Source organism: Bacillus sp. FSL M8-0077, from assembly GCF_038050255.1.
Taxonomy (GTDB): domain Bacteria; phylum Bacillota; class Bacilli; order Bacillales; family Bacillaceae; genus Bacillus; species Bacillus altitudinis.
In genome coordinates this window covers 2,175,143-2,189,395 of record NZ_JBBPAF010000001.1, presented here as the reverse complement: position 1 = coordinate 2,189,395, position 14,253 = coordinate 2,175,143, and the positions used below count along the sequence as shown (strand labels likewise).

Below are 14,253 nucleotides of genomic sequence, written 5' to 3'. Positions count from 1 at the left end.
TCCTTTTGTTTTATACATGGTTTAATATAGGAGAGGATACCATTTCACAGATGAAAAGAGTGATGAGGAATGTTACAAATAGGGGATGCAATCACAATTGAGTATGTCAATGAGAACAAAGAAGTGAAAACTGCAAAATCGAAAGTTTTGGAAAATAATAACGATGATATTTGCATTAATTATCCAGCTGATAAAGAAACGGGGCGCACGATCTATTTAAATCAAGAAACAGAAATCACCGTCTTCTTTTTCGATGAAAATCAAATTCCATACAAATGTACAAGCAAAGTCATTGGGAAAAGAAAAGAAGATATTCCGATGATTGTCGTTTCGATTCCGCCAAAAGAAGAAATGATACGGCTTCAGCGAAGAGAATATCTTCGAGTGGATACGATGGTGAAAGCGACCATTACGCAAAATGGTGAAGAAACCTTCGACACATTTATCGTCAATATGAGTGCTGGCGGTGTAGCAATTGCTGTTCCAGAAGGTGTCTCACTAAAAGAATATGGCGAGGTCGTCACAGAGTTTGAACTTTCACTTAAAGAACCAGTGAAAATTAAAGCGATTGCAGAAATGAATCGTGTTTATCAAGATGAACAGACGGGAAAAACAAGAGCGATCATGGAATTTACTGAAATCACAAACGACCACCAGCAGCACATTATGAAGTACTGCTTCCAGCAGCAGCTTTTAACACGTGTGAAAAAAGTATAAGAATAAAGGTTGTCAAAAGCTTCCATACTAGAGAGAAAGAATCTAGCGTTGGAGGCTTTTTGTATGAAAACAATGGAAAGATGGCTGTTCAAAGCAGCCCTCATTCAGCTTATTTTGTTATTAGCGGTTCAGGTCACCCTTCACTTGACAAAAGGCGAACTATTTTTGTCAAAAGTCGTACAATACGAGGGTGTGAATAACATGAGCATTGAAGATTGGATTGAGACGTTTAAGCAAAAGGATTGATAGAAAATTCCCCCGTTTGAGCGGTGATCGTGTTACAATTCATAAGGGAGATTCAATCAAGGAGAGGTATTATGAAAAAGAAATTATCTATCGCAATTGACGGTCCTGCTGCAGCAGGAAAAAGTACTGTGGCAAAAATTGTCGCAGCGAAAAAATCATATATTTATATCGATACAGGTGCGATGTACCGCGCAATTACACTTGCGGCACTCAATCAAGGCGTAGACCTTGAAGACGAACAGGCACTTGATGCGTTATTGAAAAAGACAGTCATTGAACTTGTGTCAACTGACGTAGGTCAAAAAGTACATCTAGACACGATTGATGTCACAGAAGACATCAGAACAGACCGCGTGAGCAATCAAGTCTCTGTTGTTGCAAAGCATAGAGCTGTCAGGGAAGAAATGGTCCGCAGGCAGCAAGAGCTGGGGAACCGAGGCGGTGTCGTCATGGATGGAAGAGACATCGGCACGCATGTTCTTCCAGATGCAGAAGTGAAAATTTTCTTACTTGCGTCAGTAGAGGAAAGAGCAAAACGTCGTTTTGAAGAAAATCAGAAAAAAGGCTATGATGTCAATTACGATCAGCTGATCGAAGAGATTGCAAGACGTGACAAGCTTGATTCTGAGCGGGAAGTATCACCGCTGAAGAAAGCAGATGACGCCATTGAAATTGACACGACTTCTCTTTCTATTCAAGAGGTTGCAGGTAAAATTTTAGATGCAGCAGAGCGTGTAGAAAAACAGTAAGAAATTTTAGAAAACTTTTATAAGTTAGAGGTTTATCTCTTGACAAACAAGGTCTTTTATTAGAAGTTTATACTAATACTATTTTTATTGATCATTCAAGCAATTCTGTTGATTTGAATGTTTCTATAATACATATTCGGCTGGCAATCATCATGCTAAGGACACATATTCACCCAGTCGTTTTAACTAAGCTGTGTAGGTTTGGACCAAGGAGGTTATCGAAATGACAGAGGAAATGAATCAAATCGATGTTCAGGTACCAGAGGTTGGAGATGTAGTGAAAGGGATTGTTTCTAAAGTTGAGGACAAGCATGTCAATGTAGATATCGTCAATGTGAAACAACCTGGGATCATCCCAATCAGTGAATTATCAAGTCTTCACGTTGAAAAAGCATCAGATGTCGTGAAAGATGGCGACGAGTTAGAGCTTAAAGTAACAAAGGTCGAAGACGATGCTTTGATTTTATCGAAACGTGCTGTTGATGCAGACCGCGCTTGGGAAGACCTAGAGAAAAAGTTTGAAACAAAAGAAGTATTTGAAGCTGAAGTAAAAGACGTTGTCAAAGGTGGTCTAGTGGTCGACATTGGTGTTCGCGGATTTATTCCTGCGTCTCTTGTTGAGGCACACTATGTAGAAGACTTCACTGACTACAAAGGAAAAACACTCTCGCTTGTTGTCGTAGAGCTTGACCGCGAAAAAAATCGCGTGATTCTATCGCATCGTGCAGTCGTTGAGCAAGAGCAATTAGACAAAAAGCAAGACTTCCTGCAAAAGCTTGAAGTAGGCAGTGTGATTGATGGAAAAGTGCAGCGCCTGACTGACTTTGGTGCATTTGTTGACATTGGCGGTATTGATGGATTAGTTCACATTTCTCAACTATCCCATGCGCATGTCGAAAAGCCATCTGACGTTGTTGAAGAAGGACAGGAAGTGAAAGTCAAAGTTCTTGCTGTTGACCGCGATAACGAACGTATCTCACTATCTATTAAAGAAACATTACCAGGGCCTTGGAGCCAAATTGGTGAAAAGGTAAAACAAGGTGATGTTCTTGAAGGAACTGTCCAACGTCTTGTGAGCTTTGGAGCATTTGTTGAAATTCTGCCAGGTGTAGAAGGACTTGTGCATATCTCCCAAATTTCACACAAACATATTGGTACTCCTCAAGAAGTCCTTGAAGAAGGGCAGACTGTGAAAGTGAAAGTGCTTGATGTAAATGAAGATGAAGAGCGCATTTCACTTAGCATTCGTGAATTAGAAGAGAATCCTGAAAAACAAATCGAAGAGGATTACCGTCAATATCAGGCGAAAGAAGAAAATACAAGCGGATTCCAGCTTGGTGACCTGATTGGTGATAAACTCAATAAACTAAAATAATTTGGTGATCAAAATTGACGCGAGCAGAAAGAAAGAAACAGCATATTGAGCATGCTTTGTCGACTGGCCAGCATGCAGCAACAGGTTTACAAGATGTTTCCTTCGTTCACGCCAGTTTACCAGATCTTGCGACATCACAAATTGATACACATACGACAATTGGCGGACTGACTTTCGGTTCGCCAATTTTTATCAATGCAATGACTGGTGGAGGCGGAGAATCGACCTATGAGATTAATCGCTCTTTATCTATTGCAGCGAAGGAAACCAATATTCCAGTAGCAGTCGGATCACAAATGGCTGCACTGAAAGATGCAGACGAACGTCGTACGTATGAAGTGGTTCGAAAGGTGAATCCGGATGGACTCGTTTTTGCCAATTTAGGCAGTGAGGCGACAATTCAGCAAGCACGGGACGCCGTTGACATGCTGGGGGCAAACATGCTCCAAATTCATTTAAACGTGATTCAAGAGATCGTCATGCCTGAAGGAGATCGTGATTTCAGAGGTGCTGTTGAGCGGATCGCAGCCATTACTGAATCAATTGAGGTGCCTGTTGTTGTCAAAGAAGTTGGATTTGGGATGAGTAAAGAAACAGCAAAGAAATTATTTGATGCTGGAGTTGCTGCTGTTGATGTAGGCGGATTTGGGGGAACGAATTTTTCTAAAATCGAGAACCTGCGCCGTCAAAAAGCACTTCGCTATTTTGACCAGTGGGGAATTCCAACTGCAGCGAGTCTGGCTGAAGTACATACAGCCTTTCCAGATCAAACCGTCCTAGCTTCTGGAGGCATTCAAGATGCACTTGATGTGACAAAATCAATTGCTCTTGGTGCGTCTGCCGCTGGATTAGCCGGCTTTTTCTTAAAATCCCTGACGAGTGGAGGAGAAAAGGGCCTCATCTCTGATATCATTGATCTACAAGATGATGTGAAGATGTTGATGACAGTACTTGGCATGAAGACAATTGAGGAGCTACGGCAAGCTCCGATTGTGCTTACAGGGGAAACAAGTCATTGGCTGAAAGAAAGAGGCGTGGATACTACGTACTATAGTTTAAGAAATAAGAAGACAAAGGACTAAATGAAATTTTAGCCCTTTGTCTTCTTTTCAGCGTGAAAGAAAACCTTTGCAGTCTAGGAAAGACAGCTACTTTTGCGGAGCGAATTTGACATTCGTGAGCACCAGCGCGCAGGACTGACATCGAATGCGAGGGTTTGTCTACACGCTGAGATATGTGATGATCACATGTCTTTTTTTATTGATTTCTTTTGCGAGCGTCTTCCGGGCCTTCTAAAGTTGTTGCCCCTTTGTGATGAATGGATTGATCACGGTCAGATTCAACTCTTCTTGATGCCTTTAGGCGTTTTTCTTGTCTATCCTTACCCATCATACATCCCTCCTCAACTATTAGGGTGTCACCTCTTGTTTATTTCATGCAAATCTCGCACCTTCTCATACGTTTAAAAACTGGGGATTTTCCCATAATGTTATTGAGGTGATGAGGGTTGGAGGCATTGTACTATTATTGGGCAATATGGTTCGTTTGGATTATGGTGACGTTTATCATGGAGAAAAGCACGTGGCGCAATGTGCTTGGCGTATGTGTTCTCATTCATATTATATGCAGTCATGTCATGGTTTCTATTTTAGACATGAGGATCAATGCAGGCTTTTTGATGACTTTTTTATATGCTTGTATGTCGTTTGTGATCTTTCGGCCTGCTCATCGAATCATGAGAATCATGCAATTAGGTTCCATGGTTAGTGCATATGCCTTTTTTATGATTTTTGCATTATATGATCCAGTTTGGTTCACGATAATAAAGGTGGACTGGGTTGTATTTGCCTTGCTGATCTTGATGTGTTTAACATATGGGCATCAGTTAACGGAACGGATCACTTTATGGATGATGGCTATATGTCTGGGGGAAGCCCTTTATGCACTTACGATTCATCGCCTCACATCTTCCATTGTCATAGGAGATCTCTCGTTTCTTTCCATGGCTGTTCAAGGAGCTGTCTTTCTATTAGGTGTAGGTCAGCTTGAAAAACTCTTGAATACCCGTTCATCTAGAAAACCAGTAAAAGGGGCTGCAAAATCAACATGACGGATTACACGTTTCCTGTGATTATTGGTGTCATCTTTGGGATGGCGGCTAGGCTTTATATGCTAAGAACTGATTATCGGCAATATCCGACATATATTCATGGACAAGTGATTCACATTGCGCTGGGTTTTATCGCATCAGGGCTTGGTGCTATTATTATGCCTGCACTGATCCAGGAAGAATTCACTGCAATTACCTTTCTGACGCTTGCAGCCACGCAATTTCGTGATGTGCGTAATATGGAAAGAAATACATTGACCCAAATGGATTCGTATGAGCTTGTCTCACGAGGCAGTACATATATCGAAGGCATTGCGATCGCCTTTGAAAGTCGAAATTATATTGCCATTCTTACTGCCCTTATTACAACAACCGCCTGTATTTTCTTCTCGCTCGTCGTTGGGACAGTGGTCGGTATTCTTTGTTTTTTCATGGCAAAACTATTAATGTCAGGGAGCCAATTAAAGGATATCGTGAATATTCAAAAAGGGGAACTTCGCTTTGACGGAGCAGGACTTTACGTAAATGATATTTACATTATGAATATCGGACTACCTGAAAAGCAAAAATTGATTTTAGAGCATGGGATGGGGTTCATCTTGACTCCAAAGAATTTTAATTCAGCCACAACCATCGCAAACCTTGGCCAGCGGCAAGCTATCTTATTTGATTTATCCAACGTGCTTGGTGTATACCGAGATTCTGGTGAACCATCACTTTGTCCGCTTGCAAAACGTGATCTGAATAACGGCACACTTGGCGTATTCATTTTACCGCAATGGAAACGTGAAGATTTGGCTGTACGTGTACTAGAAGAAGTACCGATATTAGAAAATGCCATTAGAATGCCGACAGATTTCATTAAAAAGAAAGTGAGGTAAGGATAAATGGCGAACACCATTGAACAGTTTATATTAGCTGTGGCCACGACAAATAAAGAACGAGTCATTGGAGGAACAGCGGTTTTTTTCTGTGAAAACAAAGAAGAACTCGACATGTATGCCATGAATTTAGAGGCCATTCTAGACGGAATTGCCCACGGGATTGGAGAAGATCTTTACTTGATCGTCAAACATTTTTAAGTTATTCATTGTGGTCTGATTAAAAATTGATATAATATATAAGTTGAACCCTTCATGTTTGAAGGGTTTATTTCATAACAAACTGAATGAAAATTTTAAATCCCGGTTGAAACATGATGATGAACATATTGAATCGCGGCTGGATTGAAAGGAAGGGTACTATGGGTAAACCTGTCGTAGCCATTGTTGGAAGGCCCAACGTTGGAAAATCTACAATTTTTAATCGAATCGCAGGCGAAAGAATATCGATTGTAGAAGATACACCTGGTGTAACAAGAGATCGAATCTATAGCTCTGCTGAATGGTTAAATTATGACTTTAATTTAATAGATACTGGTGGAATAGATATTGGAGATGAGCCGTTTTTGGCGCAAATTCGCCATCAGGCTGAAATCGCAATGGATGAAGCAGATGTTATTATCTTTATGGTCAATGGAAGAGATGGCGTCACATCTGCGGATGAAGAAGTCGCAAAAATTTTATATCGCACGAAAAAACCTGTCGTACTGGCTGTCAATAAATTGGACAACCCTGAAATGAGAAGCGACGTGTATGACTTTTATGCTCTTGGATTCGGAGAACCGTATCCGATTTCTGGAACGCACGGTCTCGGTCTAGGTGATCTGCTTGATGCTGTCGCAGAGCATTTCAAAAACTTACCAGATACACAGTATGATGAAGAAGTGGTACAGTTCTGCTTAATCGGCCGCCCAAATGTAGGAAAATCCTCTTTGGTGAATGCGATGCTCGGTGAAGAACGTGTCATTGTCAGCAACATCGCTGGTACGACAAGAGATGCTGTAGATACAATGTTTACGTATAACCAACGTGACTTTGTCATTGTCGACACAGCAGGTATGAGAAAAAAAGGGAAAGTATATGAAACAACAGAGAAATACAGTGTACTTCGTGCGTTGAAAGCCATTGATCGATCGGATGTTGTCGCTGTTGTTCTTGATGGTGAAGAAGGCATTATTGAACAGGATAAACGTATTGCCGGCTACGCACACGAAGCGGGTAAAGCCGTTGTGATCATTGTGAACAAGTGGGATGCTGTTGAAAAAGACGAGCGTACAATGAAGGAATTTGAGCAAAACATTCGCGATCATTTTCAATTCCTTGATTATGCACCTGTCTTATTCATGTCAGCTCTTACGAAAAAGAGAATTCACACGTTAATGCCAACTATTATTACCGCTAGTGAAAATCATGCGATGCGCGTTCAAACGAATATACTAAACGATATTATCATGGATGCCGTAGCAATGAACCCAACGCCGACCCATAACGGACAGCGTCTGAAAATTTACTATGCAACACAAGTGGCGATCAAACCGCCGTCCTTTGTTGTGTTTGTAAACGATCCAGAACTTATGCACTTTTCTTATGAGCGTTTCCTAGAAAACCGAATTCGAGATGCATTTGGTTTTGAAGGAACACCAATTAAAATATTTGCGAGAGCGAGAAAATAAAAAGGGTGAGCAGGATGAAGAAAATTTCAGTACTTGGAGCAGGGAGCTGGGGAACAGCTCTTGCGCTTGTATTAGCTGATAATCATCATGATGTACACATGTGGGGACATAGACAAGAATTGATTGATCAAATCAATGAGAAACATGAAAATCATGATTACTTGCCTAATGTTGCATTACCAGCGTCTATTCAAGCGACAACAGATATGAAACAGGCACTAGAAGGGACAGATGCGATTATTGTTGCTGTGCCAACAAAGGCCATTCGAGAAGTATTGAAGCAGGCAAATGAGTTTGTTTCGTCAAAGGTGCCATTTGTTCATGTCAGTAAAGGGATTGAACCAGACACACTTCTTAGAATTTCTCAAATGATTGAACAAGAAGTCCCAGAAGCAAAAAGAGAAGCAGTTGTTGTCCTGTCAGGACCAAGCCACGCTGAAGAAGTGGGTCTGCGTCATCCGACAACTGTTACAGTTTCATCAGAACATATTGAAGCGGCTCAATTTGTTCAAGATTTGTTTATGAACAACAACTTCAGAGTGTACACAAACCCTGATGTGATTGGTGTGGAAATTGGCGGGGCGCTGAAAAACATCATCGCTCTTGCGGCAGGAATCACAGACGGACTCGGATATGGCGATAATGCGAAAGCAGCGCTCATCACAAGAGGTCTTGCTGAAATCGCCCGCCTCGGCACAAAAATGGGAGGAAATCCTCTTACGTTTGCCGGGTTAACAGGTGTTGGAGATTTGATTGTCACATGTACAAGTGTTCATTCACGTAACTGGCGTTGCGGGAATTTACTTGGTAAAGGATATAAACTTGAAGAAGTACTTGAAAAAATGGGCATGGTGGTAGAAGGCGTCCGCACAACAAAAGGCGCATACCAGCTTGCTAAAGAATATAAGGTCAGCATGCCAATTACAGAAGCGCTTTACCACGTCCTGTTTGAAGGGAAAAAGGTAGACGATGCTGTAGAGTCATTGATGGCACGTGTCAAAACACATGAGATGGAAGACCTTGTGAACATGTTCGAAAACCAAACAAAGTAATTGGAAGACTGAACTTAGGCGTGTAGAGGATGCAAGAAGGGGAAGACTTGCATAACATAACAATGAAGTTTGAATAGAGCTTTGCCTCTACAGAATGAGGAAAAATAGTCGACCTAATGACTGAAGCAGAGTCCCCCTCTTTGCTTCAGTTTTTTTATGCACTTTTTTCTGAATGATTGGAAAAATGATTGATATTTTACTTAATTTTGGTTTAGAATGAAATATAAACGCTTACAATTCGTTTGTATTAAAGGGGGACAGGCACGATGAGTTTTGCTTTAATCAAGATGTGGTTTGCGCTTGGTTCAATGGGGCTCATGTTTTTAGCCGTTGTAACCATTTATCTTAGTAGGTTTAAGCTGAAGAGCCGATTTCTGAAAATAACAGCCTCGACTGTTGCGTACAGCTTGATGCTCATATCAGGTATCATTGTGTTTTTAGTTGTATTTAGCGGGCCGGTCAATGAATAAAGAAAAAGGAAGAATGTGATGATCAAAGCAAAAATCAGTGTCATGCTGTTAACACTTATTTTACTTACGGGGTGCCTATATCCAGAGAATCGCAAAGCTGAAAACCGCGTGCCATATAAAGAGCAGCTGCAAAGTGTGCAGACCGCGATTGAAGATTTTCAAAAAGCGACAAATGGCCTTTTGCCCATTGAAACAAAAGAAGGCGACACACCTATTTATCAGAAGTATGTCATTGACTTTAAGCGTCTGTCACCAAGATATTTACACGATGTACCGTCGACATCTTTTGAAGGCGGAGGCGAATATATCTATGTCCTCACAGACGTCGAACAAAACCCAACGGTGAAACTGCTTGATGTCAAAATGACACAAACGATCAGTGAATTACGTCTAAGGATCAAAATATATCAAGATGAACATACATATCCGCCATATGGCAAAGTAGTATCCAAAGATTTATATACGTTAGATGAAAAAAAACTAGGGTTAAAAGCACCGCCTACAGTGACGAGCCCTGTCACGGGTGAATCCCTTCCATTACTGATTTCCTCAAATGGCGAAATCTATGTTGACTATCGCAGTGATTTTGCCCAGATTTTGAAAAATACGAAACAAAAGCTGAAACCAGGTGAAAATATTCAAGATGTCTATTGGCAGGAAACCCCGTTTGTACCAGCGTTTTCTGTTCCATATACGATCAACAAAAAAGGTGACCCGGCTTTTTTAGAAAAAAAGACGTCATAAACAAGAATGAACCTTTCTCCTCTGCATATAAATGAGGAGAAAGGTTTTTTTATGGCTAAACATACTCTCAAAACAAAAAAGGTGTCATATTCAAATAGGACAACGTCATACACATATATTGTCCTGACACCTTTCAAGCACCGTTTGATTGAAGTATAGAGTATTTTATTTGAAAACGAGGATAGCAAGTCCGGGAGGGGATCACTTGGAAAAAGTCGATATTTTCAAGGATATCGCTGAACGAACAGGAGGCGATATATATTTAGGAGTCGTTGGAGCTGTTCGTACAGGGAAATCTACGTTTATTAAAAAGTTTATGGAGCTCGTGGTGCTCCCGAATATCAATAATGAGGCAGACCGTGCAAGAGCACAGGATGAATTGCCGCAAAGCGCAGCAGGAAAAACCATTATGACCACAGAACCAAAATTTGTGCCAAATCAAGCGGCATCCATTCACGTGAGCGACGGCCTGGATGTCAACATTAGGCTTGTCGATTGTGTAGGCTACACCGTGCCTGGTGCACGCGGGTATGAAGATGAAAATGGTCCGAGAATGATTAATACGCCGTGGTATGAAGAACCTATCCCGTTTCATGAAGCAGCGGAAATTGGTACACGCAAGGTCATTCAAGAGCATTCAACGATTGGTGTTGTGATTACAACAGATGGATCAATTGGAGAAATCCCAAGACATGACTATATTGAATCAGAAGAACGTGTCATTGACGAACTCAAAGAAGTTGGAAAGCCGTTTATTATGGTGATCAACTCTGTGAGACCTTATCACCCTGAAACAGAAGCACTGCGGCAGGAGCTTAGTCAAAAATATGATATTCCTGTACTCGCGATGAGTGTCGAAAGTATGAGAGAACAAGACGTCCTCAGTGTACTTCGTGAAGCATTATATGAATTCCCAGTGCTTGAGGTGAATGTGAACCTGCCAAGCTGGGTCATGGTACTAAAAGAAGATCATTGGCTAAGAGAGAGTTATCAGAATTCAGTGAAAGAAACCGTCAAGGATATTAAGAGATTAAGAGATGTTGACCGAGTGGTAGGTCAATTCAGTGAATTCGATTTTATCGAAAGAGCGGGCTTAGCAGGCATTGAAATGGGTCAGGGGATCGCAGAAATTGATCTGTATGCGCCGGATGATCTATATGATCATATCCTAAAAGAAGTGGTTGGTGTGGAAATTAGGGGCAAAGATCACCTTCTTGAGCTAATGCAAGATTTTGCACATGCGAAAACAGAGTATGATCAAGTGTCTGACGCTTTGAAAATGGTGAAGCAGACTGGTTACGGAATTGCGGCACCAGCTTTGTCAGACATGAGTTTAGATGAGCCGGAAATTATTAGGCAAGGATCAAGATTCGGCGTCAGATTAAAAGCAGTCGCGCCTTCTATTCATATGATTAAGGTAGATGTAGAAAGTGAGTTTGCGCCGATTATCGGAACAGAAAAACAAAGTGAAGAGCTTGTCAGATACTTAATGCAAGACTTTGAAGATGATCCACTTTCTATCTGGAATTCCGATATATTTGGACGCTCACTCAGCTCGCTTGTCAGAGAAGGCATTCAAGCAAAACTCTCGCTAATGCCGGAAAATGCAAGGTATAAACTAAAGGAAACGCTTGAACGAATTATTAACGAAGGATCAGGTGGTCTGATCGCGATTATTCTATAGGATGTGGGACCTCTCATTGATGGGGGTCTTTTTTTGCGTGCGGGTTAAGTCATAAAAAGACAATTGTATAAAGATTAGTCAGATTCAGGCTGAAATTAGGAATATTCGTTCGCAAAAGTGCCCTTAATCCTTGACGAATAAGGATTCTTCCCTTTAAAATGCTTGATATGGTATTTCATATGTGTTAATCTACTTACAGAAAATCTTCACTTTGTTGGACAAACATTCCTTCAAAGAGAAGTTTTCTAATGAAAAGCCATGTATGACGCTTTCTAGACGCTCTTTTTTTCAAAAAAAGTGTATAGAAAGAAGATGAATTGTGAAGAAATGATAACAATCTATTGAATGCATATTTTTGGGAGGAGGTGAAAGGCATGAACAAGACAGAACTTATTAACGCGGTTGCTGAAGCAAGCGAGTTATCTAAAAAAGACGCGACAAAAGCAGTTGATTCTGTTTTTGATACAATTTTAGATGCACTTAAAAATGGTGACAAAATCCAACTTATTGGTTTTGGTAACTTTGAAGTACGTGAGCGTTCAGCTCGTAAAGGACGTAACCCACAAACTGGTGCAGAGATCGAAATCCCTGCAAGCAAAGTACCTGCTTTCAAACCAGGTAAAGCACTTAAAGACGCGGTGGCAGGTAAATAATCGTTATGTGTAATGATCCTATTGAAGGAGTTATACATATACAGTTTCACACTGGTCTAGAAAAGCCCCTTTGATAAGGGGCTTTTCCTTTTGAATCAAATGGTTTGTTTAGAACGCTCTCCTTTGCTTTTAGGATCTGAAGTGTGCTAGAATCTGAATGAAATGTAATCGCCTTTGGAGGATATAATACATGAGTGAAATAAATAAAGAATTAATTGAACACGCTGTACGCGATATATTAAAAGCGATTGGAGAAGATCCAGATCGTGAAGGACTTCTTGATACCCCAAAACGAGTAGCAAAAATGTATGAAGAAGTGTTCTCGGGATTAAATGAAGATCCAAAAGAACATTTTAAAACCATTTTTGGTGAAGATCATGAAGAACTCGTTCTTGTCAAAGATATTGCTTTTCATTCAATGTGTGAACACCACCTTGTGCCATTCTATGGCAAAGCCCATGTCGCTTATATTCCGCGCGGCGGAAAAGTAACGGGACTCAGCAAGCTGGCAAGAGCAGTAGAGGCCGTGGCAAAGCGCCCGCAGCTTCAGGAACGCATTACATCAACGATTGCAGACAGTATGGTAGAAACCTTAAATCCACATGGTGTGATGATTGTCGTTGAAGCAGAGCATATGTGTATGACGATGCGCGGAGTGAAGAAGCCCGGCGCTAAAACAGTCACTTCAGCCGTACGCGGTACATTTGCAAATGATGCGGCAGCACGAGCAGAAGTGCTTTCCTTTATTAAAAACGACTAATCATTAGATGGAAGGTGAACAGATTGAGTGAAAATAAAGCATCTGATTTTGTGGTGATTAAAGCCATTGATAATGGTGTCAATGTGATCGGCTTAACTAGAGGCTCCGATACAAGATTTCACCATTCCGAAAAGCTCGATAAAGGTGAAGTCATTATCGCACAATTTACTGAGCACACATCAGCCATCAAAGTGCGGGGCGATGCTGTCATTCAAACAAGCTTCGGTGAAATTCAAAGCGAAGCAAAGAAATAACGCTCGACTATGCACTTGATAGCATGAAAGTCAGACCTGATATGATATAATAAATCTCTATACAATGTAGAGAGCTACATATGAAACTGTAATTTTTGGGACAAGGGTGATATCTTTGCAAGACATCTACGGAATTTTATCTAATCTGAATATAAAATTAAACAAAAAGCTTTCTCATCCTTATTTGGCGAAGCATTTGCGTGCGCCGCTCATCGATGAAGATAAGCTCCTTCTTTTTCATGCAATGTTTGATGAAGCTCAAATCGATGCTGAGAAAAAAGAAAATTATATTTTAACGGCGATGCTTGTGCAAATTGCCCTTGATACCCATGACGAAGTCACAACTGCTGCAGCCATCAAACAAGACGAGTTCAAAAATCGTCAGTTGACCATCCTAGCAGGAGACTATTTCAGCGGTCTCTATTACTCTCTTCTCTCTGACATGAAAGATATTTACATGATCCGCACTCTCGCCACGGCGATCAAAGAGATTAATGAACATAAAATTAGACTATATGATCGATCCATTCAAGATGCAGCCCACTTTTATAAAAGTGTTGCTACAGTGGAATCTGCGCTATTCCAAAGAATTTCTGAGCACTTTCAATTGACGCATTGGAATGAAATTGCAAGTCGCTTCCTTGTTTATAAACGTTTTATGAAACAAGCAGAAGACGACAAACATTTAAAACTTTTTTTGAACGATAGCTATACGGACGCCTATACATGTTTTGACAACTTTGAGAATGAAGGCTATGAAAAGGCCAAACGATCAATCAAGGAGCATCTAGTTTCATCTCCGATCGTTCAAAAAGAGCTATTAAATCGCTTGGATCATATGAAAAATGAACCTGCGTACCATCAGAAAGTGGAAGAAGGGTAAGT

The 14,253-nt window shown here is 40.8% G+C and carries 18 protein-coding genes; 17 read left to right on the top strand and 1 reads right to left on the bottom strand.

Translation table 11 applies throughout. The annotated features are described in order from the left end of the window. Positions 1 to 69: 69 nt before the first annotated feature. The 5 genes from NST57_RS11185 (at position 70) to fni (ending at position 4,169) form a co-directional block, all read left to right on the top strand. Entirely contained in the window at positions 70 to 717 is a 648-nt protein-coding gene (locus NST57_RS11185) for a flagellar brake domain-containing protein (protein ID WP_142155389.1), read from the top strand. Positions 718 to 780: 63 nt separating this feature from the next. Further along, complete coding sequence (locus NST57_RS11180; RefSeq protein WP_142155388.1) at positions 781 to 963, top strand: DUF5359 family protein; 183 nt, start codon at positions 781 to 783, stop codon at positions 961 to 963. A gap of 71 nt (positions 964 to 1,034) precedes the next feature. After that, positions 1,035 to 1,712 (top strand): (d)CMP kinase, encoded by a 678-nt coding sequence (cmk, locus tag NST57_RS11175; RefSeq protein WP_142155387.1) that lies wholly within the window; start codon positions 1,035 to 1,037, stop codon positions 1,710 to 1,712. Positions 1,713 to 1,935: 223 nt separating this feature from the next. Further along, positions 1,936 to 3,087, top strand: a complete 1,152-nt coding sequence (gene rpsA / locus NST57_RS11170; RefSeq protein WP_142155386.1) for a 30S ribosomal protein S1 — start codon at positions 1,936 to 1,938, stop codon at positions 3,085 to 3,087. 14 nt (positions 3,088 to 3,101) lie between these two features. Beyond that, positions 3,102 to 4,169, top strand: coding sequence for a type 2 isopentenyl-diphosphate Delta-isomerase (gene fni / locus NST57_RS11165; protein WP_142155385.1), 1,068 nt, complete (start codon positions 3,102 to 3,104; stop codon positions 4,167 to 4,169). Between the two features lie 175 nt (positions 4,170 to 4,344). On the opposite strand, the gene NST57_RS11160 is transcribed toward fni, so the two are convergent. Further along, positions 4,345 to 4,476: a YpzI family protein gene (locus NST57_RS11160; RefSeq protein ID WP_008344525.1), complete on the bottom strand. Its 132-nt coding sequence runs from the start codon at positions 4,474 to 4,476 to the stop codon at positions 4,345 to 4,347. Positions 4,477 to 4,594: 118 nt separating this feature from the next. Here NST57_RS11160 and NST57_RS11155 point away from each other — a divergent pair, with 118 nt between their 5' ends. The 12 genes from NST57_RS11155 to NST57_RS11100 all read left to right on the top strand — a co-directional run bounded on the left by NST57_RS11155 (position 4,595) and on the right by NST57_RS11100 (position 14,251). Beyond that, positions 4,595 to 5,197: a YphA family membrane protein gene (locus tag NST57_RS11155; protein WP_341298567.1), complete on the top strand. Its 603-nt coding sequence runs from the start codon at positions 4,595 to 4,597 to the stop codon at positions 5,195 to 5,197. Then, positions 5,194 to 6,078, top strand: coding sequence for a YIEGIA domain-containing protein (locus NST57_RS11150; protein WP_142155384.1), 885 nt, complete (start codon positions 5,194 to 5,196; stop codon positions 6,076 to 6,078). The genes NST57_RS11155 and NST57_RS11150 overlap by 4 nt, the downstream gene beginning before the upstream one ends. Positions 6,079 to 6,084: 6 nt before the next feature. Beyond that, on the top strand, positions 6,085 to 6,279 hold the full coding sequence (locus NST57_RS11145; protein WP_008344527.1) for a capping complex subunit for YIEGIA: 195 nt from the start codon (positions 6,085 to 6,087) through the stop codon (positions 6,277 to 6,279). A 161-nt stretch (positions 6,280 to 6,440) separates the two neighbouring features. Next, the gene (gene der / locus NST57_RS11140) at positions 6,441 to 7,751 is read left to right on the top strand and encodes a ribosome biogenesis GTPase Der (RefSeq protein WP_039963975.1); all 1,311 of its coding nucleotides are present in this window, start codon (positions 6,441 to 6,443) and stop codon (positions 7,749 to 7,751) included. Positions 7,752 to 7,765: 14 nt separating this feature from the next. Continuing rightward, positions 7,766 to 8,803 (top strand): NAD(P)H-dependent glycerol-3-phosphate dehydrogenase, encoded by a 1,038-nt coding sequence (locus NST57_RS11135; RefSeq protein ID WP_142155383.1) that lies wholly within the window; start codon positions 7,766 to 7,768, stop codon positions 8,801 to 8,803. A 266-nt stretch (positions 8,804 to 9,069) separates the two neighbouring features. Continuing rightward, positions 9,070 to 9,273 (top strand): DUF2768 domain-containing protein, encoded by a 204-nt coding sequence (locus tag NST57_RS11130; protein ID WP_008344530.1) that lies wholly within the window; start codon positions 9,070 to 9,072, stop codon positions 9,271 to 9,273. A gap of 18 nt (positions 9,274 to 9,291) precedes the next feature. After that, positions 9,292 to 10,017, top strand: coding sequence for a hypothetical protein (locus NST57_RS11125; protein WP_142155382.1), 726 nt, complete (start codon positions 9,292 to 9,294; stop codon positions 10,015 to 10,017). Positions 10,018 to 10,222: 205 nt separating this feature from the next. Then, a complete protein-coding gene (gene spoIVA / locus NST57_RS11120) occupies positions 10,223 to 11,701 on the top strand; it encodes a stage IV sporulation protein A (RefSeq protein WP_341298566.1) in 1,479 nt (492 codons plus the stop codon). Between the two features lie 374 nt (positions 11,702 to 12,075). Then, a complete protein-coding gene (gene hbs, locus NST57_RS11115) occupies positions 12,076 to 12,354 on the top strand; it encodes a non-specific DNA-binding protein Hbs (protein ID WP_003215863.1) in 279 nt (92 codons plus the stop codon). Between the two features lie 190 nt (positions 12,355 to 12,544). Beyond that, the gene (gene folE, locus NST57_RS11110; RefSeq protein ID WP_003215789.1) at positions 12,545 to 13,114 is read left to right on the top strand and encodes a GTP cyclohydrolase I FolE; all 570 of its coding nucleotides are present in this window, start codon (positions 12,545 to 12,547) and stop codon (positions 13,112 to 13,114) included. 23 nt (positions 13,115 to 13,137) lie between these two features. Then, positions 13,138 to 13,368, top strand: coding sequence for a trp RNA-binding attenuation protein MtrB (gene mtrB, locus NST57_RS11105; RefSeq protein ID WP_008344541.1), 231 nt, complete (start codon positions 13,138 to 13,140; stop codon positions 13,366 to 13,368). A gap of 115 nt (positions 13,369 to 13,483) precedes the next feature. Further along, positions 13,484 to 14,251, top strand: coding sequence for a heptaprenyl diphosphate synthase component 1 (locus tag NST57_RS11100; RefSeq protein ID WP_007500958.1), 768 nt, complete (start codon positions 13,484 to 13,486; stop codon positions 14,249 to 14,251). The last annotated feature ends 2 nt before the right edge of the window (positions 14,252 to 14,253 follow it).

Excerpts from the sequence above, each read along its gene's own strand:
- NST57_RS11180 (WP_142155388.1), top strand. The coding sequence starts at position 781 with ATGAAAACAATGGAAAGATGGCTGTTCAAAGCAGCCCTCATTCAGCTT.
- NST57_RS11185 (WP_142155389.1), top strand. The coding sequence starts at position 70 with ATGTTACAAATAGGGGATGCAATCACAATTGAGTATGTCAATGAGAAC.
- NST57_RS11130 (WP_008344530.1), top strand. The coding sequence starts at position 9,070 with ATGAGTTTTGCTTTAATCAAGATGTGGTTTGCGCTTGGTTCAATGGGG.
- der (WP_039963975.1), top strand. The coding sequence starts at position 6,441 with ATGGGTAAACCTGTCGTAGCCATTGTTGGAAGGCCCAACGTTGGAAAA.
- NST57_RS11145 (WP_008344527.1), top strand. The coding sequence starts at position 6,085 with ATGGCGAACACCATTGAACAGTTTATATTAGCTGTGGCCACGACAAAT.
- folE (WP_003215789.1), top strand. The coding sequence starts at position 12,545 with ATGAGTGAAATAAATAAAGAATTAATTGAACACGCTGTACGCGATATA.
- NST57_RS11160 (WP_008344525.1), bottom strand. The coding sequence starts at position 4,476 with ATGGGTAAGGATAGACAAGAAAAACGCCTAAAGGCATCAAGAAGAGTT.
- NST57_RS11125 (WP_142155382.1), top strand. The coding sequence starts at position 9,292 with ATGATCAAAGCAAAAATCAGTGTCATGCTGTTAACACTTATTTTACTT.
- cmk (WP_142155387.1), top strand. The coding sequence starts at position 1,035 with ATGAAAAAGAAATTATCTATCGCAATTGACGGTCCTGCTGCAGCAGGA.
- hbs (WP_003215863.1), top strand. The coding sequence starts at position 12,076 with ATGAACAAGACAGAACTTATTAACGCGGTTGCTGAAGCAAGCGAGTTA.
- NST57_RS11150 (WP_142155384.1), top strand. The coding sequence starts at position 5,194 with ATGACGGATTACACGTTTCCTGTGATTATTGGTGTCATCTTTGGGATG.
- rpsA (WP_142155386.1), top strand. The coding sequence starts at position 1,936 with ATGACAGAGGAAATGAATCAAATCGATGTTCAGGTACCAGAGGTTGGA.
- NST57_RS11135 (WP_142155383.1), top strand. The coding sequence starts at position 7,766 with ATGAAGAAAATTTCAGTACTTGGAGCAGGGAGCTGGGGAACAGCTCTT.